The sequence below is a fragment of the Anaerostipes stercorihominis genome (genome assembly GCF_057535655.1).
In genome coordinates this window covers 97942-117968 of record NZ_BAAJCL010000001.1, presented here as the reverse complement: position 1 = coordinate 117968, position 20027 = coordinate 97942, and the positions used below count along the sequence as shown (strand labels likewise).

Here is a 20027-nt window from a genome sequence, read left to right as displayed (position 1 = left end):
CTGCATTCTTTTTGTCATAAAAATGGGAAAAATTACTTCTTGAGTCAGAACGTTTGTTCTTGTACTATGTTTTTAGGAGGTGAGTTTATTGAAAAGAAACAGATCTTATCTTTGCATTGATTTAAAATCCTTTTATGCCTCTGTGGAATGCCGGGAGCGGGGATTAAATCCAGAAAAAACAAATCTTGTTGTGGCAGATCCCAAACGGTCATTACAGACACTTTGTCTTGCCGTTTCCCCTGCGATGAAGAGGCTGGGAGTTCCCGGCAGGTGCAGAGTTTTTCAAATTCCCGATAACATCCAATATATTATGGCTCCGCCGAGAATGGCGCTTTACATAAAATATTCTGCTGAGATTTATGGAATCTATTTGAACTATATTTCCAAAGAAGATATACATGTTTATTCCATTGACGAAGTATTTATGGACGTAACCGATTATCTTTCTATGTATCGGATGTCTCCGGAAGAACTGGGAAGATTGATCCAAAAAGATATTTATGATTCCAAGGGAATCATTGCATCGGTAGGTGTCGGCAGTAACCTCTATCTTGCCAAAATTGCAATGGATCTTATTGCAAAACACACCGAGAGTTCAATCGGAAGTCTGGACGAAGAATCTTATCGAAAGCGGATGTGGGACCACAGACCTCTGACAGATTTCTGGCGCATTGGAGAGGGAACGGCAAGAAAATTGAATGCTGTCGGTATTATGACAATGAGAGATCTTACCTGTGCAGATGAAAAAATGCTGTATCGTCTGTTTGGGATTGATGCAGAATTGCTGATTGATCATGCGTGGGGCAGGGAATCTGTGACCATGGCTGACATTAAAGCGTATGCGCCGAAAACGAATTCTATTTCCAGCAGTCAGATACTTCCATGTAATTATACCTTTGAACATGCCCGTCTGATTGTGAAGGAAATGGCAGATACGCTTTGTCTGGAATTGGTGGAAAAACATCTGGCGGCAGATGCTCTGACACTGCATGTGGCGTACAGCAGACAATTCCCCAAAAAACCTGCTCATGGAACTGCCACAATGAATGTTCCAACCAATTCTTCAAAACAAATGATTCAGGCAGTTTCCGATCTCTATGAGCAACTGGTTGATCAGCACACGCCGATACGCCGGATTCATCTCACATATCTTCGCCTTTCGCAAAAGGAGTACCAGCAATACGATATATTTACAGACCCTGCGGAAGCTGAGAAGGAACAGCGACTGCAGGAAGCTGTATTAAAAATGAAAAAGAAATATGGGAAAAATGCGCTCTTAAAAGGAATGAACCTTCAAAAATATGCAACTGGAATGGAAAGGAATCAGCAAATTGGAGGACACAGCAGTGGGGAATAAAAAACGTATGCACCAACGGCAGAGAGCAAAGCAATTTATACCGTTTGCTGCGCTAAAGGGGTATCAGGAAGCTCTCAGAAACCAGGAACTGGCTCATGCTCTGAACGCAGATATGCCGTCAGAGTATGTATGGGATTGGGATTGTAAGTTGAAACGGATTCCCGAAACACTCCCATCTTTCAAAATATGAAAGGATTTTCTCATTGAAAATACATTTTTTATGTATTAAAATGGGAAAATGGAAGGAGAGAGGATTGATGCAAAAGAATTTAACTTCGGGAAGTGTGTTTCAAAATATTGTTTACTTTTCTCTGCCGTTCCTATTGTCGTATTTTTTGCAGACATTATATGGGATGGCAGATTTGTTTATTATTGGTCAATTTTATGGAGTGGAAAGTACTACAGCGGTTTCGGTTGGAAGTCAGGTCATGCATATGCTGACGGTGATGATTGTGGGGCTTGCCATGGGAACGACCGTTACCATTGGAAAAGCAATCGGTGCACAGGACAAAAAAAAGGCATCCAAAGTCATCGGAAATACCATAACACTGTTTATGGGAATTTCAATACTTCTTATGATCGTTTTCTTATGGTCTGTAGATCCCATCGTATCGGTAATGTCAACACCAGACGAGGCGGCAGCTGGAACCAGACTTTATTTAATGATTTGTTTTTCCGGGATTCCTTTTATTACAGCTTATAATTTAATCAGCGCCATTTTCCGGGGCATGGGAGACTCAAAAAGTCCAATGTACTTTATTGCCGTTGCCTGCGGTGTCAATATTGTATTGGATTATTTGTTCATTGGGGGATTTCATTTTGGAGCTGCCGGGGCGGCATGGGGTACGATGTTATCTCAGACAATCAGTGTTCTCTTGGCTCTTGGTATAATCCGAAAGAAGAAAATGGGATGGGCGCTTAAGAAAGAAGATTTCAAACCAGAATCCCGGACAATTGGTGAAATTTTGCAGATTGGAGTTCCGGTTTCCCTTCAGGACGGATGCATTCAGATTTCTTTTATCCTGATTACAATCATTGCCAATCGCAGAGGACTCAACGATGCTGCTGCCGTTGGGATTGTGGAAAAAATTATCAGCGGTTTGTTTTTAGTGCCGTCGACGATGCTCTCCGCAGTGTCCGCACTGGCAGCACAAAACATTGGTGCGGGAAAGCATCAAAGAGCAGCTTTGACTCTGCGTTACGCAATTTTTATTTCTGCCGGATTTGGGCTGGCAATTTCCACTTTAATTCAGTTTTTTTCCGGCTGGGCAGTCGGTCTGTTTACCACAGAGGTGGCAGTGATTTTGCTGGGAAGCCAATATCTCCGGGGCTATATATGGGACTGTATGTTTGCAGGAATACATTTTAGTTTTAGCGGATATTTCTGTGCCTATGGGCTGTCCGGAATATCCTTTTTCCATAATATAATGTCAATTCTTCTGGTACGGATTCCAGGAGCCTATTTTACATCAAAATATTTTGCAGATACATTGCTTCCGATGGGACTTACGGCGCCGGCAGGCTCTTTACTTTCTGTTATGATTTGTCTTCTTGCGTTTCTGTGGCTCAAAAACAGGCAGAAAAAACAGCGTTATTTTTTATAAAGTTCCATCTGCGATTTCTTGTTTTAAGACAAAAGAGAATATACTATATCGTAGCCATAAGACTTATGATGGCTGAAGGAGGAAAAATATGAATAAGATAAAGAAAAACGGAAAAGGAATTCTGTTATGTTTCCTTTTGGCAATTCCGGCTGCAATTTTGGGAGATTTGTTTCCGGTTGTGGGAGGACCGGTATTTGCAATTCTCATTGGTATGCTGTTTGCATCATTGATAAAAAAGCATCAGGATTTTGAGAGCGGCATCAAATTTACATCGAAAAAAATATTGCAGTATGCGGTGATTTTGCTTGGATTTGGAATGAATTTAAGAGTGGTTTTTGAGACAGGGAGGCAATCTCTTCCGATTATTTTCTGTACGATCACTACCTCGCTGGTGATTGCCTATGTGCTTCACAGAGCTTGGCATATTCCGGGAAATATTTCAACGTTGATTGGTGTGGGATCTTCCATTTGCGGCGGTTCTGCCATTGCTGCCACAGCTCCTGTCATTGATGCAGATGAAGAAGAGGTCGCCCAGGCAATTTCTGTGATCTTCTTGTTTAATATTTTAGCGGCCTTAATTTTTCCTGCCATTGGAGGGGCCATTGGATTTTCTACAACTTCCGGGGAAGCCTTTGGAATTTTTGCGGGAACCGCAGTCAATGACACGTCTTCGGTAACCGCAGCGGCCTCCACTTGGGACAGTATGTATCATCTCGGAAGCCAGACTTTGGATAAGGCAGTGACTGTAAAGCTTACGAGGACACTGGCGATTATACCGATTACGCTGGTTCTGGCATTTTTAAGAGTCAGAAAAGCTGAGATGAAAAAAAGCGAACGTGTTTCGCTGAAAAAAGTTTTTCCGTTCTTTATTCTGTTTTTTATGGGAGCCAGTCTGATGACAACCATAGCGATGGCAGCAGGAGTACCGGCAGAAGTGTTTCTTCCTTTAAAAAATTTATCAAAACTCTTTATTGTGATGGCGATGGGCGCCATTGGACTTCATACAAATCTTGGAAAGCTGATAAAAAACGGCGGAAGACCAATTCTTTTAGGCTTTTGCTGCTGGGCAGGAATTACAGCGGTGTCTCTTGGACTGCAGCATATGATGCAGCTTTGGTAAACGGGAAGAAATCGGCAACCAGGCAGTTTCTGTGGACTTGTTGATCTGATTCTGTTATACTATCAACAAAGAAATGATTTGAATCAAAGGGGGATTATACGATGGACTATAGACAAACGATTGCAAATAAATATTCTGTGCGCGATTACAAAGACAAGAGCATTGATGCAAAGACAGCCAAGGAGATTCGGGATTATGCGAAAACCTGCCCCAAGCTTGTGGAGGACATTGCAGTTGATATTCGATTTATGGATCATGATGTAGTGTATCGGCAGTTGGATGGGTTTGCAGGATATCAGGGAATTTTGATTGATGCGCCTCATTATGCGATTTTATTATCAGAAAAGAAAGAGCACTTTATTGAAAATGCGGGCTATGTCGGAGAGGGAATTTGTCTGAAGGCTCATGAACTCGGAGTTGATTCTTGCTGGATTACGTTTGAGGACAGCAAAACGGTCATTCATAAACTGAATATCGTGACAGATAAAGAAGTTGTGGGAATTCTTGCGCTGGGTTATGGAAAGAAGCAGAGGAAAATCACAACCGGAGGAATGCAGACCGGAGGAAATTATACGCAGGCAGATATGAAGAAGAAATCACTGGAAGGAGCTGGAAGAATGCCTCTTCAAAAGATGGTTTTTGTGGACCGATGGGGAGAAGAAGCAGATGTAGATACATTGACAGAGCGTGCTCTATACGATCCGATGGATTATGCCAGAAGAGCTCCTTCGACTTTAAATCGTCAGCCATGGAGGTTCATCATAGACGGCGCTAAAATTATTTTAACAGTCAGAGATGATAAGGAAACCAACGAGTACGAAGAACAGATTGATGCCGGAATTGCAATGCTGTATTTTGAAGGAGTGATCGAACAGAGTTTGTGTCAGATACAGTGGAAGCTTGGAACGGTGGAAAATACTTATGGAATTCCGCAGGAATATAAAATTGTAGCTGTTTGCGAAGTATAAAAAAGCAATGAAAATCTGTTTGAGGGAGAAGAAAGTGTAGAGATCGGAAGATCTCTATGCTTTTTGGTTGTTCAAAATGAATACTTTGAGTATGATGCATTGCTCGAAAAAGAAAGGAATCCAATGATAAAAGCGGTTTTTTTTGATGTCGACGGAACACTTCTGTCACATGAATTGGGAATGGTGCCGGAGAGTACCAAAAAAGCATTGATGCAGCTGCGCCGGCAGGGAATTAAAATTTTTATGGCAACGGGACGGCATACAACAGAATTTTTTGATCTTCCGTTGGAAGGACTGGAATTTGATGGCTATATTATTTTGAATGGTCAGATTTGTCTGGATCAGGATGGGGAAGTATTGGATCAAAGAGCCATACATTCAGAAGATGTGAAGAAATTGCTGTGGGAATTTGAGAAGAAAGAAGTTCCTGTAATGATAATAGAAAAAGACCGAATGTATATAAATAAGGTCAATGACAGAGTACGCACAGCACAACAGGAGATATCCACGTCAATCCCTAATATTGGGAAATATCAGGGGGATGTCATCAGTCAGTTTGTGATTTATCTGGGGGAGGACGAGGCGAAAGAACTTTTAAAATCGTTATCTCATTGCAAGATGAGCCGCTGGAATTCTTATGGATTTGATATCATTCCAAAAGAAGGGGGGAAGGTCTCTGGAATTGAGAAAATACTGGAACATTATGGATTTGGCAGAGAAGAAATCATGGCATTTGGCGATGGAGAAAATGATATGGAGATGTTAAAGTATGCCGGGATAGGAGTTGCCATGGGAAATGCAGAGGATGAAGTAAAACAGTGCGCAGATTATGTAACGACAGGCGTCAGTGAAGACGGAGTTCAGAAAGCGCTTTGTCATTTTCATTTATTAGAAAGCTGTGAGGAATATATTTTATGAGAAAAAAAGCGCTGCGGGCAGCATTTCCGCATACGCTTCCGATTATGGCAGGATTTTTATTTCTGGGAACGACCTATGGAATTTATATGAATGTTCTTGGCTTTCCCTTTTACTATCCGATGATAATGAGCGCGGCAATTTTTGCCGGTTCAGCAGAATTCGTCGTGGCAAATCTTCTCCTTGAATCTTTTCATCCAATCCATGTTTTGATGATGACTCTGATTTTAAATGCAAGACATTTGTTTTACGGAATTTCAATGCTGGATCGTTTTCAAAATACAGGATGGAAGAAATATTATTTAATTTTTGGAATGTGCGATGAGAGCTTTTCTGTAAACTATACGGCAAAAATACCGGAGGATGTTGATCATGGATGGTTTATGTTTTTTGTGACGCTGCTCAATCAGGTGTATTGGATTGTGGGAGCGTCGCTGGGCAGTGTTTTCGGATCACTGCTTCCAATTAATACAGAGGGGCTTGAGTTTGTCATGACTGCGATGTTTGTTGTGATTTTTATGGAACAGTGGCTGAAGGAGAAGAACCATACTTCGGCAGTTTGGGGAGTTGGAGTTTCACTCTTGTGTCTCATAGTGTTTGGTGCGGAATATTTTATGCTTCCTTCCATGATCGGAATTCTTGCAGCTGTCCTTTTATTGAGAAGAAGATTGGAAAGAGAAGAAAAGGAGGAAGAGTTTTCATGTCAATCAAACAACAAATCATTACCATCTTAATGGCTGTGGCAGGAACGATGCTGACACGCTTTCTTCCGTTTTTTCTTTTCCCTTCCGGGAAAAAGACGCCTAAATATATTCAATATCTTGGAAAGGTACTTCCAGCGGCAGTTTTTGGCATGCTGGTGATTTACTGTCTGAAGGACGTTCGTATTTTCTCGGGAAACCATGGTTTTCCGGAGATGCTTGCTATCGGATTGGTGGCGGTTTCCTATCTTTGGAAACGACAGATGCTTGTTTCCATTGCAGGAGGAACTGTGTTTTATATGTTTCTAATTCAGGCGGTATTTTGACTTTTATTTTGTGGTTAGGAGGAATATTTTGACTTTTTATCAGGAATTGCAGCTAAGCTCTGCGGGATCGAAACAATTAATTGATCAGACCGAGGATGCCAGGGAAAGGCGACGACACATCCTCCTTTATAATTTCAAAGTTTATCTTGTGGTTGCATTTTGTTTTGCGGTAGTTACAGCGTACAGTCTTGCTTTCGGAGCAAAAAACAGTGTCGTTGGTGTAGTGGTTTTGCTATCAATTATGATTTTGCGGCAGGTAGATTTCGGAATTCAGACATCTCATAGCATCGGCGTGATTTTTATGATTTTTGCAATTTTGGCATTGGGTCCCCAGTTATCCAATATGGTTGGTCCGATTCCTGCGTTTTTCATAAATTCTTTCGGGATACTCGGTATTTTAGTTTTAGGATGCCATAACGTTATCATGTCCAATCAATCTACCTTTGTTCTTTCCTATCTTCTGCTGCAGGGATATGAGGTGACCGGGCAGGATGTGGTTTTCAGACTGGCGGGATTGAGTCTGGGAGCAGTGATCTGCGCGGTCATATTTTACCGCAATCACAAAAACAGAGTTTACAAGAGAGGATTTCCAGATCTATTCAAAGAATTTCGTCCCGTCTCTCTGAGAACCGGATGGTACTTAAGATTTACTTTTGGAATTTCCACTGCAATGTTGATTGGAGATTTGCTTCATATGCAGAGAGTTATGTGGATCGGAATTGCGGTGATGTCTGTGATGCTTCCATTTTCCAAGGATATGAAAGACAGAGTGAAAAGAAGAGGTCCGTTCAACATTTTGGGATGCTTCATTTTTTCCATTTTATACCATCTGCTGCCGGATAAGATTTATGCATGGATCGGTTTGATCGGCGGAATCGGCGTGGGGTATTCTGCGGGATATGCCTGGCAGACTGTATTTAATACCTTTGGTGCGCTGGCAATCGCAGCGGAACTTTTTGGATTAAAAACAGCGATTTTACTTAGAATTGCAACAAATCTTTTTGGGTCATTGTATGCGATGGTCTTTGACAGAATCTTGCGGAAACTCTCAGAATGGTTGGAAACCTTACGAGCTTCGGTTTTTTTGGCAGAGGAAAGGCGTTAAAAACGAAATCGGAAATGAAAAATATCTTATTTGCATAAATTGCTGGAACCATTCGCTTCCTTGTTTTTTCGACTGTTACTCTTTATTGTAACAGTCTTTTTTTCGTGTATCCAACAAAGCCGCATGCATGGTTTAGATCGGGGGAAAACGTAGATGTTTTTACTATTTTAAACAGATCTTTTTCGTTGACAAAAAGAATCTTATCTGTTATTCTCTTTTGGGATTAGAAAAAACTAATCACCTCAAACGAGGTATTTTTCTTTTGTCTGTGGTTAGTTTTGACTAATTAAAAATCGGGATTGGATAGGTGAAGGGTATGATGATTAACAAGAGATTGATCGGTACGGTTAGAAAAAGTAAAAAATATATTGTCGGAAATGTATTCAGTCAATGGATTTCTTTGGTGGCGAATCTTAGCATGATGGCAGTTATTTCGAAAATGCTTCAAAGTTTATATGAGGGAGGCATTGAAGAGAGACAGCTGATTTTGACAGCAATTACTGCTGTCGCTGCGGTTGGTGTCCGCTTTCTGTGTTCGGTTATTTCCAGCAGACTGGGATACCTTTCTTCTAAGGAAGTGAAGAAAATCCTCCGTCAGATGATTTATAGGAAGCTGCTGCGACTTGGTTCTTCTTATAAAGAACAGACAAATACTTCGGAAGTCGTACAGGTTGCAGTGGAAGGCGTGGAACAGCTGGAAACATATTTTGGGGCATATTTGCCGCAGTTTTTTTATGCAATGCTGGCGCCGCTGACGTTGTTTGCTGTTTTGAGTTTTATAAATTTCCCAAGTGCACTGGTACTTCTGATATGTGTTCCGATGATTCCGGTGACGATCATTGCGATCCAGCGATGGGCAAAGAAACTTCTGGCGAAATACTGGAGTCAGTACATGACCCTTGGTGATACTTTTCTTGAAAATCTTCAGGGGTTGACAACTACAAAGATTTATCAGGCAGATGAGTTTAAGCATAAGGAAATGAATGAGCAGAGTGAGCATTTCCGAAAGATTACCATGAAAGTATTAACCATGCAGTTAAACTCCATCACGATCATGGATCTGATTGCTTATGGAGGCGCGGCCCTGGGAGTGATTTTGGCAACAACACAGTTTGGAGCCGGAAGAGTGGATTTGTCCGGCTGCATTATGATTGTCTTACTGGCAGCGGATTTTTTCTTACCTATGCGGCTTTTAGGTTCTTTTTTTCATATTGCGATGAATGGCATGGCTGCTTCTGATAAGATTTTTCGTTTACTGGATCTGCCGGAACCGGAGCAAAAAAATGCGGTTGTACCGGAGGATCCTTCGATTCAGTGTCGAAACCTTCGGTTTTCTTATGAGGAAGACCGGGAGATTCTTCACGGTGTGGATATGAATTTTCCAAAAGGAAGTTTTACTGCCATCGTGGGGGAATCCGGATGCGGAAAATCTACCATTGTAGCAATCCTTACGGGGAGAAATAAAGGCTATACTGGTGAAATCAAAGTTGGAGAAACGCTTCTTTCTGAAATCAGGGAAGCCAGCCTGATGGAAAAAATTACTTACATTTCACATCAGAGTTATCTGTTTAAAGGAACAGTCCGGGAAAATCTGTTAATGGCACAGCCTGATGCAGAAGAGGATGCTTTGTGGCATGTGTTGGAGAAGGTGAATCTTGCTGATTTTTTGCGCAGTGAGAAGGGACTGGATACGATGTTGAATGAAAAAGCGTCGAATCTTTCCGGTGGGCAGTGTCAGCGACTTGCTCTGGCAAGAGCTCTGCTCCATGACAGCCCGGTGTATATTTTTGATGAAGCCACTTCCAATATTGATGTGGAGAGTGAAAATGATATTATGGCACAGATTTATGAGCTTGCAGCAGCAAAGACCGTGATTTTGATTTCTCATCGTCTGGCAAATGTGACCGGGGCAGATAACATTTATGTCCTTGATCAGGGGAACCTTGCGGAAACGGGGAATCACAAAAGATTGCTTGCACAGTGCGGCACTTATGCAAAGCTTTGGAATGCACAGCAGGAACTGGAAAATTATGCGGAAGGAGGAAGGTACAATGAAACGAAGCGGATTTAAAGTAATGACCCGGTTGTCTGGTCTGGTCAGACCTTTGACCGGGTATATGATTCTGGCAATTATGATGGGGGTCATCGGACATTTATGTGCTTCTTTTATCACAATATTCGGAGGTTATGCAATTTTGCAGATTCTGCACCCGGAATGGTCTTTGCATTTGGGTGTTCTCTTTGCTGCAGTATTACTTTTTGCCTTACTTCGTGGATTTTTACGATATGCAGAGCAAGCGTGCAACCATTTTATTGCGTTCAAACTGCTTGCAATGATCAGAGATAAGGTATTTGATGCGCTGCGGCGCTTATGTCCGGCTAAGCTGGAAGGTCAAGATAAGGGGAATCTGATTTCGATCATTACCTCAGACATTGAACTGCTGGAAGTGTTTTATGCACATACAATCTCTCCGATTTTTATTGCAATTCTTTTCGGCATTGTTATGGTTTCTTTTATTGGAAGTTATCATGTAGTGCTTGGCGTGGTAGCTTTGACTGCATACGTGGTGGTTGGGGGAATGATTCCGCTGATCACATCAAGGCTTAGCGGTGATAGTGGCGTTCGATTCCGGACAAAATCAGGAATGCTTTCCGGATTTGTTCTGGATAGTCTGCGTGGTCTGTCAGAAACCATTCAGTATGGGCAGGGGGAGAAACGCATGGAAGATATCAACAGGCAGACAGAGCGTCTTTCGGAGGATGAGGAGCGGATGAAACAGACTGCCGGTCGAAATACTGCGGTAACCAATACGGTTATTCTGATTTTTGATCTGATCATGCTATTTTTGTCTGCGGTGCTCGTCGGTTTTGAAGGATGTCTGATTGTAACGCTGGCGCTGATGAGTTCCTTTGGACCTGCTGTTGCACTGGCATCTTTGGGGGCAACGTTACAGAATACATTTGCCGCAGGCAATCGTGTTTTGGATCTTTTGGATGAATCTCCGGTTGTGGAAGAAATTGCAGGGGAAGAGGAAATTGATTTCCATGGAGCTGCCGCCGAAAATGTTACATTTTCCTACGGTGAGGAATTGATTTTGGATTGTTTTTCTGTGAAGATTCCTGAAAATAAGATCATCGGAATCAATGGTCGGTCCGGTTCCGGGAAATCTACCCTGCTCAAATTATTTATGCGGTTTTGGCAGGTACAGCAGGGGAAAGTAGAAATCTCCGGCAGAAACGTTGAGAAGATTAATACGACAAATCTGCGTGATATGGAAAGTTTTGTAACGCAGGAAACATATTTGTTCCATGATACGATCCGAAATAATCTCCGCATAGCAAAGTTGGAGGCAACAGATGAAGAAATTATTGATGCCTGTAAAAAGGCGTCTGTCCATGATTTTATTATGAGTTTGCCGAAGGCGTATGATACGGAGGTTGGCGAGTTGGGCGATACGCTTTCCGGAGGGGAACGTCAGCGTTTGGGTTTGGCGAGGGCTTTCCTTCACGATGCGCCATTTCTTTTGTTGGATGAGCCTACTTCCAACCTGGACAGTTTGAATGAGGCAGTTATTTTGAAATCGCTCCACAAGGAATGTTCCAATAAGTCGGTTGTGCTCGTCTCCCATAGAAAATCTACCATGGGAATTGCGGATACTGTATATTCCGTAGAACACGGGAGAATGAGCTGATAGATGAAAAAGAAATGGAGGTTTGTCAATGAAAAAAATTTTGTATAGTATTCTTGGCTGTGTGGGTGTAGTTCTGGGAACAATGGGGGCAGTGCTTCCGGTGTTGCCCACGTTTCCATTTTTGATGCTGGCTGCGTTTTGCTTTGCGAGATCTTCAAAAAAGTTAGAAACTTGGTTTAAGAATACGAAATTATATAAAGATAATTTTGCGGATTTTGCGGCAGGTAAGGGTATGACAAAGAGAACGAAATTCAGGATCATGGCTACGGTAACTTTACTGATGAGCATTGGTTTTCTTATGATGGGATTAAAGGGGATTGTTACCGGCTGCATTGTGTTGATCGGTGTGTGGATCTTCCATCTGGTATACTTTATCTTTAACGTTAAGACAATTCCTGCGGCGGAGGGAAAGAATGTATGAAGAAAATGCTAAATATTTTATTACTGATCAGCCTTATCATTACGATGATGGCGCCGGTTACAGGAATTTATATTCATAAACTGGCTTCGACAGTATTTCTTCTGTTGAATGTAATTCATGTCATTATTTACCGAAAGAAGTTAACTTGGAAGCGATGGCTGCTGTCAGCGACAATCCTGATTTCCTTTGTCAGCGGACTGCTTGCTATGATTTTAGAACAGTATCCAGTTGCCCTTAATGTACATCGTGCGATTTCTATCGGAGCGATATGTTTCCTGGCGCTTCATATATATGCAAGGAGAAAATCTTTTTATAGACAAAACTACTAAAAAGTAAGTTATATATTTGTGTAAAACGCTAAAAAATAGTTATATTATTGAAAAGTATATAGAAACAAATTATAATATTTATAATCAAAGTTAATAAGCAGGGGAGTTCGTCACTACAATAAGATTAAGCCGGAAGATATCTGATGTAGGAATTGTTATAACAAGGATGGAAAACTTTTGAAACAGTAAATTGCCAAAAGCAGGAGGATCTTTATGAAAAAGTATTGTAGGATGTTCGCAAGTTGGCTGTTGACATTTGCTATGGTTTTTACATCAATCGAGTGGTCTGCAATTGTAAATGGCAACAGAGTGATAAGTGCGGCAGAAAAAACGGAGAAACAAGAAGAACAAAGAAAAGTTCTTGGAAAAGAAAGCACAAAGGATTCGACGACATTTCAATTGCCAGATGGAAAGAAACAGACCGTATTTTATGGACAGGATGTTCGTTTTGAAGATGAAAATGGAAAACTTCGAGACTATGATCCCAGTCTGGTTCAGGTAAAAGAACAAAAAAGTAATCAGGGTGAGGACTTAAGCGACTATCAGTATGAAAATAAAGAAGGAGATAAAAAGCATTATCTTCCGAAGAATCTGACAGAAGAAACTCCTATCTTAATGGAAAATGGAGATTATCAGATTTCCTTTGCACCGATTTATGGGAAGGATGTAAAGGAAGAGAAAGAAACGAAAATCAATCATTCAGTGACAGATTCTGTGGAAGATGCAGTCTCACAGGCAGAGAAAGCAGTCAAAGGTATTTCGGGGGATGAACCATCCGGGAAAGAAGGATCAGAAGCTGCAGAGGATATGGAAGATGCACTGACATCCGTCAAAGAGCTGGAACGAAAAGAGCTGGAAGATGCCCGTGTGGAAGATGCCGAGGAGAATCAGGAAGAAAAACCAGTGAAGGTCTCCTATGAATCCCAAAAGAAAGATTGTACATTTTCTTACCAGTCTTTAAATATGGGAGTGAAGGAAAGCATCGTATTAACAAAAGCCCCAGAGGGAAATGCACTAAGATTTCGCTTTCAGGCAAAAGGACTGGTTCCAAAGAAGAATGTAATGGACGGTGGAATTAGTTTTCTGGATGAAAAAACAGAAGACCTTGTTGCAACTTTGGAAGCTCCAAACATGAATGATAACACAGGAAAAGCATACAGTGAGAAACTTTCTTATGAGATTGAACCAGACGGAGAAGAAGATTCCTATCTGTTAACTCTTCATCTTGATGAAGATTATTTCAAAGAGAAGGATCGAAAATATCCAGTGACAATTGACCCCACCGTAACATGGACGGGATCTTCCGATTTTTGGGATGTCTATGTGATTAATGGATCTTATAAAGATACGAATTTTTATGATAGCGGAGTTACTGTCATGATGGCAGGAAAAGCAAAGCAGGGGGTGTATCGTACCTATCTTCGTTTTAAAGATTTTACAAAAAAGATTGATGGAAAGTATGTAGACAGTGCTAAACTTACGATGTATGAAACTGGAAGCAGCCAGAGTGGACAAACAATTGAGGCAAGAAGGGTTACGGAAAATTGGTCAAGACCAGGACTAAAATGGAGTAATCGCCCAGGGTATAGTACGAACTATGGAAGTGTCAAGACAACAGGGACAGCGAAAAAAGAGCGGACCATTAACTTGACTCAATATGCCAGGGAGTGTGCTTCTGGAAAGATCACGTCTTATGGAGTAATGTTAAAGAATGCTGATGAAACAAAAAGCTATGGACAGTTTTACAGTTCCAGAGCATCGGCAAACCGACCAAAGATGTCTGTGACATATTACGATGGACCAACGACTGCAAGCAGTGCAACGGTAACCCCATCCTATGTAGGAAAAAATGCACATAGCATTAAGCTTTTCTGGGCAGGAATTCAGTCAAAATCTTTAAACAGAGTAGAATATCGCCTTGCTACTTGGGTAAATAATGCAGAAGGAAATTCCAATTATGTTCCATATTCTTCCGCTACAAAGATCGGAACAACATCAAGTGGATCAGCAAATATCAATTGTGATAAATGGGCAGAAGGAAACTATAAGATTGTTGTTCGAGGAGTGGATAATGGATATATTAATGGCTATGGAAAAGGAGCATGGTTTACGATTGATCGAACGGCTCCAAAGATTACAGCCAAAAGTCTGGATTCTGGAAGAGTAAGCAGTGAACCATCGAGTTCAACGACTCCAAAATTAACGGTAAAAATGGATGATAAGAATGCATCTTATTTTAAATATAAAGTGGATGGTAGTTCATCTTATTTAAAGAGCGGGACAGCGGATGCGAATGGATCAGCAACAGCAGATGTTAAGATTCCGGCAGATGCAACAACCGGAAGAAAAGAATTTAAAATTTCTGTGATCGCAGTTGATAAAGCTGGAAATGAAAGTACTGCACAAACCATTACCTATTATTATACAGATGCTGCAAAAGCACGGGATTATACACCGGCAAACCTAAAGGTCAGAAAATCTTATGGAAAAACAGTGATTTCATGGGATAAGAAAGATCTTCCAGACAGTATTTATTATGCGGTTTATCGCGGAGAAAGCAAAGACTTTACGCCGGATGATACAACATTTGTGCGTGGAGCGATCAAAGATTCTTACTGTATGGATCCGAGAACAGGGGATGGAAAAGATTATTACTACAAAGTACGTGCACAGAAGCTTTCATCTGGCGGAAATGTCAATGAACAGAGTGATACGATAACATCTGAGAAGATGACACAAGATGATAAAAGTGAATATGAAAAACGCCTTGGAAGCAAGGATTATCGGGATACGATGGAGATCAGTACACCAAATGGAACTGGTGATGTCGAAAAATCAGAGGGAAACTTGATGTATGAAAATACAGATTTTTCAATCCCATCCTTCTTACTGGATTTGGGGCTTACAAGAACCTATAACAGTCAGTCAGATAAAACGGGAATGTTAGGACTTGGATGGTATGATAGTTTTCATAAAGAATTATATCAGGTTGGAGATAAGATCATCTTTCAGGATAGTGATGGAAGTTATCTTACCTATCGAAAGAGTACAGCAAAAAGCAGCCACACAGAATATGAAAATGAGGAAACAAAAGATTATCAGCTTGGATTTGAGCAGACAGAGTCTGCCAAAAAGTCTCAGGATAGTGACCAGAAAGCCATCGCTTATGTAAGCAGTATGGAGATTTCTTCTGAAAATGTGTTTGCAGCAGCAGTACCTTCAACAAAAACATACACTCCAGGACAGAAAGAAAATTCAAAAACAGAAACACAGGCAGGAAATGGCAACGAAGCAGTCTCAGTTTCAAAAGTTGTTCAGATCAAGATGAAAGATGGAACCCAATATGAGTTTGATGCCAATGGACAGATCACAAAGGCAACGGACAGCAATGACAATTATGTGATCTATCAGTATGATGACAGGGGAAGACTACATAAGATCATATCAAATCTGAAGAAAGAGCTTGCTTTTACTTATTATGAAAGTGGAGAAAGGGAAGACCTGGTAAAAGAGATCCAACTGCCTGACGGAACAAAAATGGTCTATACTTATGATGGAACAAAATTGATCGGAGTTTCTCACAAAGACAGCAGCGGATCTTCTTCCGTAGATCAGACATATGTTTATGGAAGCAACGGAAAAATGAATAAGATCCTGGATGCGAAAAAGAATGAGTATCAGATCATATATACAGGAGAAAAGGCAGAAAAATTTATCCGGCCAAATGGAGAATATCAGCAGCTTTCCTATGGAGATGGAACAACAACGGTATCGGTTCATAAAGCTGATGGAACAAAAACAGCACAAGATTCTGTAATCTTTGATAAGAGTACGGGAAAAATCCTAAAAAAAACGGATGCCAATGGAATGGAAAGCAGTTACAGTTATGAAGACGGAGTCGAAGATGGGAAGCCTGAAGACTGGGAAAATGAATATCTAGTAACAAAGATCAAAACAGAAATCAATTATCAGGATTTAGATGCGAATGGATTGGTACAATTCTTAAAATCGGAGAAAGAACAGGAAACGACATTTGCCATTGCAAGCATAACGTATAATCAGAATGATGATATCATGAAGGAAACGGAAGAAAACGGGGATGTTACAGAAATCGAGTATGGGGATTCTGATGATCCATATCTTCCAACTAATGAAATCACAACCAATGGAGATGAGTTCATTTCAGAGACAGATTATGAATATGATGACGACGGAAATGTCACGAAAGAAACGGATTTTGGAGAGAACCAAAAAGAAGAAACAAAGACAATCACATCTTATGATGATCATGGACAACCATTAATAGCCACGACAACGCAGGAAGGCAAACCAGATTCCATAGAGAAAAATACATATGAGGACAGTGTACAGGGAACAACGCAGATAACAACGATAACACAAGGAGAAGAGAAAGAGACATCGGTCACAAAAACGGATGCCATGGGGCGTGAAACAGAAACCGTCCATAAAGACAGCAAAGGAAATATTTTAAGCAGCACCGCAACAACCTATGACTTTATGGGAAGAGTGCTGCAGACAAAGACAACATCCTCTGGAATCACACAGACAGAATCAAAAACTTATGATGCAAATGGTACGGTACAAACAGAAACGAATGCATCTGGTGTCACAACTACTTACAGCTATGATTCTCTGAACCGTGTGATCAAGGCAATAGAATCTGCAGATGGAACAGATTCTGTAACAGAAACATCTTATGGATATGAAGATGCACAGATTCATACGTTAAATGGAACAAAGGATTATCAAAATTTAAGTGTCCAGACAATAAAGAGGAATGGGCGGGTCAGTGAAAAGACTTGGACGGATGCAGTTGGACGGACAGTGAGAAGTTTTAGCAATGGGCTATATACAGATCATGTGTTTACCGGAGATGGAAAAGAGATCGCAACGATCAGCCTTGGAACAAAGCCTTCCGGAGATGGAAAAATTTCTTTACAGTTATATGATAAAGAAGGGAAACAGACGGCAACGATCCAGAATCCAGAAATCACAAAGGGAACTTCGGATCCTGTGGTGAAGGCTGGAAACAGTTCCATCCTGCAGAAAACAGAGTATGACAGCAAAGGAAATGAGACAGCAAAAACCGACGGAAATGGAAATCAGATCTCCTATACTTATGATGATCAGGATCGTGTGACGGAGATCACACAGGGAGAAAAAAAGACAAAAGTTTCCTATCAGATCAATTCGGATGGTTCAACGACAACGAGTGTTACAGATGCAAATGGACATGTGAATCAGGAAGTGGCAAGTGCAGCCGGGTCTGTGACAGAGACGAAAGATCTTGGAGATGGCAGTGAATCCATTATAACAACATATGCTTATGATGATCGTGGAAACAAGCTATCTGAAACCTATGCAAATGGTGCGAAAAAGACTTATGAATATGATAATCGGAATCTGATGGTAAAAACACAGTCTTATGATAAGGAAGGAACGAAAACCCTGATCAGTAAATACCGTTATGATGATCAGGGGCAGCTGTCAGAGATGACAGACTACAGAGTATCTTCCGAGACAGAGACCGCTTATCGCTATACGGAATACACCTATGATCAAAGAGGACGTATTTCAGCGTTTGCGGAGATCAGCCGAGCACTCAGCCAACAGAAGATGATATCAAAGATCATCAAATCCGATATACTTATGATAACGATGGAAATCTCAGGAAAGTATCTTATCCAACAACCAAAGATGGCATTCATGCATTATCTTATGTTTATGATCAAAATGGCTGGCTCAACGAGATCAGAGGAGAAGTACACTCCAAAGGGCAGACAACAGAAAAGAGTATCCGAAGTTACAGCTACGACGCCTATGGAAAGGTAAAAGAAATCAAAGATCACAGGGATCTGTTAGACAGCAGTGACAAGGCAGTGAAAAAAGTCTATACTTATGATAGTTTTGACCGTGTCAAAGAGATGACTTATACAGATCTTGAGACAGGAAAAGAGATGGAATCTTATCAGTACAGCTATGATAAGAATTCTAATATCATAGAAAAAACAGAAGTTAATAACTATCCAAAGGAAGATGCAAAGAAAGTCCATGAGACAAAAGCATACACCTATGATACACTGGGACGCCTGGTCAAAACAGTGACAACCGATCATAAGAAAAATGACCAGGAAAAGACGGTCATATATACCTATGATAACGTTGGAAACCGGATCAAAGAAGATGATGGAACAACCAGGACATCGTATACTTATAACGGGCTGGATCAGTTAAAAACAGCCACCAAAGAAAAAGGAATTGCGGTGGAAGAAGTCCGTCAGTATGATTATGATGTCAATGGAAACCAGACGGATGTGAAGAATACAAAGACCGGAGAGATCCAAACCTATGCATATGATGCAGAAAATCGTTTAAGTCAGGTATCTGTGACAAAAGATGGGCAAACAGCTGTGCTCCAGCAGAATCTCTACAATGGAGACGGACAGCGGATTCAGAAGATGGATGGAGATGAAACCACTAACTATTATTATCAGGATGGAGTTGTAGCTTACACAACGGATGCAGCCGGAGAGCAGAACTCTCAGAATCTGATCGGAACAGAAGGGAACATCCTTGCGACCCAGAGATATCAGAAGGATACGACCCAGTATTATCTCTATAACAAAGATATCCAGGGAAGTACCACAAGTCTGATCAGAGCAGATGGAAGTGCTGATGCAACGTATCAGTATACAGATTTTGGAGAAACCACAATTTATGGAGATGATCAGGCGAAAAATGAAGTATGTTATACGGGCGGGATCTATGATCAGAGTACAGGACTATATTATCTGAATGCCAGATATTATCATCCGGAAGACGGAAGATTCTTAACAGAGGATACCTATCGTGGAGAGGTGAACGAGCCTGATACACAACATTTATATGTATATTGCGCGAACAATCCAGTGAATTATGTGGATCCTAGTGGGCATTGGATGGAAACTGCACTTGACATAGCGAATTTGGGCTATAGCATAGCCAAATTTATCAAAACGCCATCATGGAGTAATTTTGGATATTTGTTATGGGATGTAGGAGCAACAGTTATTCCGTTTGCGCCTGGTTCATATGTTAAAAGAGGAGGGAAAATAATATTAAAAGTTGCTAATAAGACTAGCGACTTTAAAAAAGGAAAAAAATGTTTAACCGTAGGAAAATATAAGGCATTGGCTAAATCAATAAAGAATCGGAAGAAATCTGGAATAGAGATTCATCATATAATAGAAAAACGATTTGGGAAATTAGATTTAAAACCAGGAGATTATCCGTCTGTACCAATAAGTAAAGAGTTGCATAGAAAGATAACTAACAGATGGAGAAAGGTTCAACCATATGAAAGAGGTAAAAAGAAATATAAAAACTTGACCAAAAAAAAGCTATTACAAGATGCACGTATTGTATATCATGATATGCCAGAACTTAGAAAAATAGCTACAGAAATAATTAATAAGTATTATAAATAAGA

The 20027-nt window shown here is 40.8% G+C and carries 15 protein-coding genes; all 15 read left to right on the top strand.

Annotated features, from left to right (window positions below):
* Positions 1–79 precede the first annotated feature (79 nt).
* A complete protein-coding gene (locus tag AC27EF_RS00560; RefSeq protein ID WP_487108221.1) occupies positions 80–1357 on the top strand; it encodes a Y-family DNA polymerase in 1278 nt (425 codons plus the stop codon).
* Positions 1347–1547, top strand: a complete 201-nt coding sequence (locus AC27EF_RS00555) for a hypothetical protein (RefSeq protein WP_487108220.1) — start codon at positions 1347–1349, stop codon at positions 1545–1547. The genes AC27EF_RS00560 and AC27EF_RS00555 overlap by 11 nt, the downstream gene beginning before the upstream one ends.
* 67 nt (positions 1548–1614) lie before the next feature.
* Positions 1615–2961 (top strand): MATE family efflux transporter, encoded by a 1347-nt coding sequence (locus AC27EF_RS00550; RefSeq protein WP_487108219.1) that lies wholly within the window; start codon positions 1615–1617, stop codon positions 2959–2961.
* An 88-nt stretch (positions 2962–3049) separates the two neighbouring features.
* Positions 3050–4081: a YeiH family protein gene (locus tag AC27EF_RS00545; protein WP_487108218.1), complete on the top strand. Its 1032-nt coding sequence runs from the start codon at positions 3050–3052 to the stop codon at positions 4079–4081.
* Between the two features lie 101 nt (positions 4082–4182).
* Complete coding sequence (locus tag AC27EF_RS00540) at positions 4183–5049, top strand: nitroreductase family protein (RefSeq protein WP_487108217.1); 867 nt, start codon at positions 4183–4185, stop codon at positions 5047–5049.
* Positions 5050–5172: 123 nt separating this feature from the next.
* A complete protein-coding gene (locus AC27EF_RS00535; protein WP_487108216.1) occupies positions 5173–5967 on the top strand; it encodes a Cof-type HAD-IIB family hydrolase in 795 nt (264 codons plus the stop codon).
* On the top strand, positions 5964–6698 hold the full coding sequence (locus AC27EF_RS00530) for an AzlC family ABC transporter permease (protein ID WP_487108215.1): 735 nt from the start codon (positions 5964–5966) through the stop codon (positions 6696–6698). The genes AC27EF_RS00535 and AC27EF_RS00530 overlap by 4 nt, the downstream gene beginning before the upstream one ends.
* Positions 6665–6991: a branched-chain amino acid transport AzlD family protein gene (locus AC27EF_RS00525; RefSeq protein WP_487108214.1), complete on the top strand. Its 327-nt coding sequence runs from the start codon at positions 6665–6667 to the stop codon at positions 6989–6991. Before AC27EF_RS00530 ends, AC27EF_RS00525 begins: the two co-directional genes overlap by 34 nt.
* Positions 6992–7019: 28 nt before the next feature.
* Entirely contained in the window at positions 7020–8096 is a 1077-nt protein-coding gene (locus AC27EF_RS00520) for an FUSC family protein (RefSeq protein ID WP_487108213.1), read from the top strand.
* Positions 8097–8412: 316 nt separating this feature from the next.
* On the top strand, positions 8413–10167 hold the full coding sequence (locus tag AC27EF_RS00515; protein ID WP_487108212.1) for an ABC transporter ATP-binding protein/permease: 1755 nt from the start codon (positions 8413–8415) through the stop codon (positions 10165–10167).
* Positions 10148–11788, top strand: coding sequence for an amino acid ABC transporter ATP-binding/permease protein (locus AC27EF_RS00510; protein ID WP_487108211.1), 1641 nt, complete (start codon positions 10148–10150; stop codon positions 11786–11788). Before AC27EF_RS00515 ends, AC27EF_RS00510 begins: the two co-directional genes overlap by 20 nt.
* 28 nt (positions 11789–11816) lie before the next feature.
* The gene (locus AC27EF_RS00505) at positions 11817–12209 is read left to right on the top strand and encodes a YbaN family protein (RefSeq protein WP_487108210.1); all 393 of its coding nucleotides are present in this window, start codon (positions 11817–11819) and stop codon (positions 12207–12209) included.
* Positions 12206–12538, top strand: a complete 333-nt coding sequence (locus AC27EF_RS00500; RefSeq protein ID WP_487108209.1) for a heme transporter CcmB — start codon at positions 12206–12208, stop codon at positions 12536–12538. Before AC27EF_RS00505 ends, AC27EF_RS00500 begins: the two co-directional genes overlap by 4 nt.
* Positions 12539–12751: 213 nt before the next feature.
* Positions 12752–18391 (top strand): DNRLRE domain-containing protein, encoded by a 5640-nt coding sequence (locus AC27EF_RS00495; protein ID WP_487108208.1) that lies wholly within the window; start codon positions 12752–12754, stop codon positions 18389–18391.
* Between the two features lie 47 nt (positions 18392–18438).
* A complete protein-coding gene (locus AC27EF_RS00490; protein WP_487108207.1) occupies positions 18439–20025 on the top strand; it encodes an RHS repeat domain-containing protein in 1587 nt (528 codons plus the stop codon).
* The last annotated feature ends 2 nt before the right edge of the window (positions 20026–20027 follow it).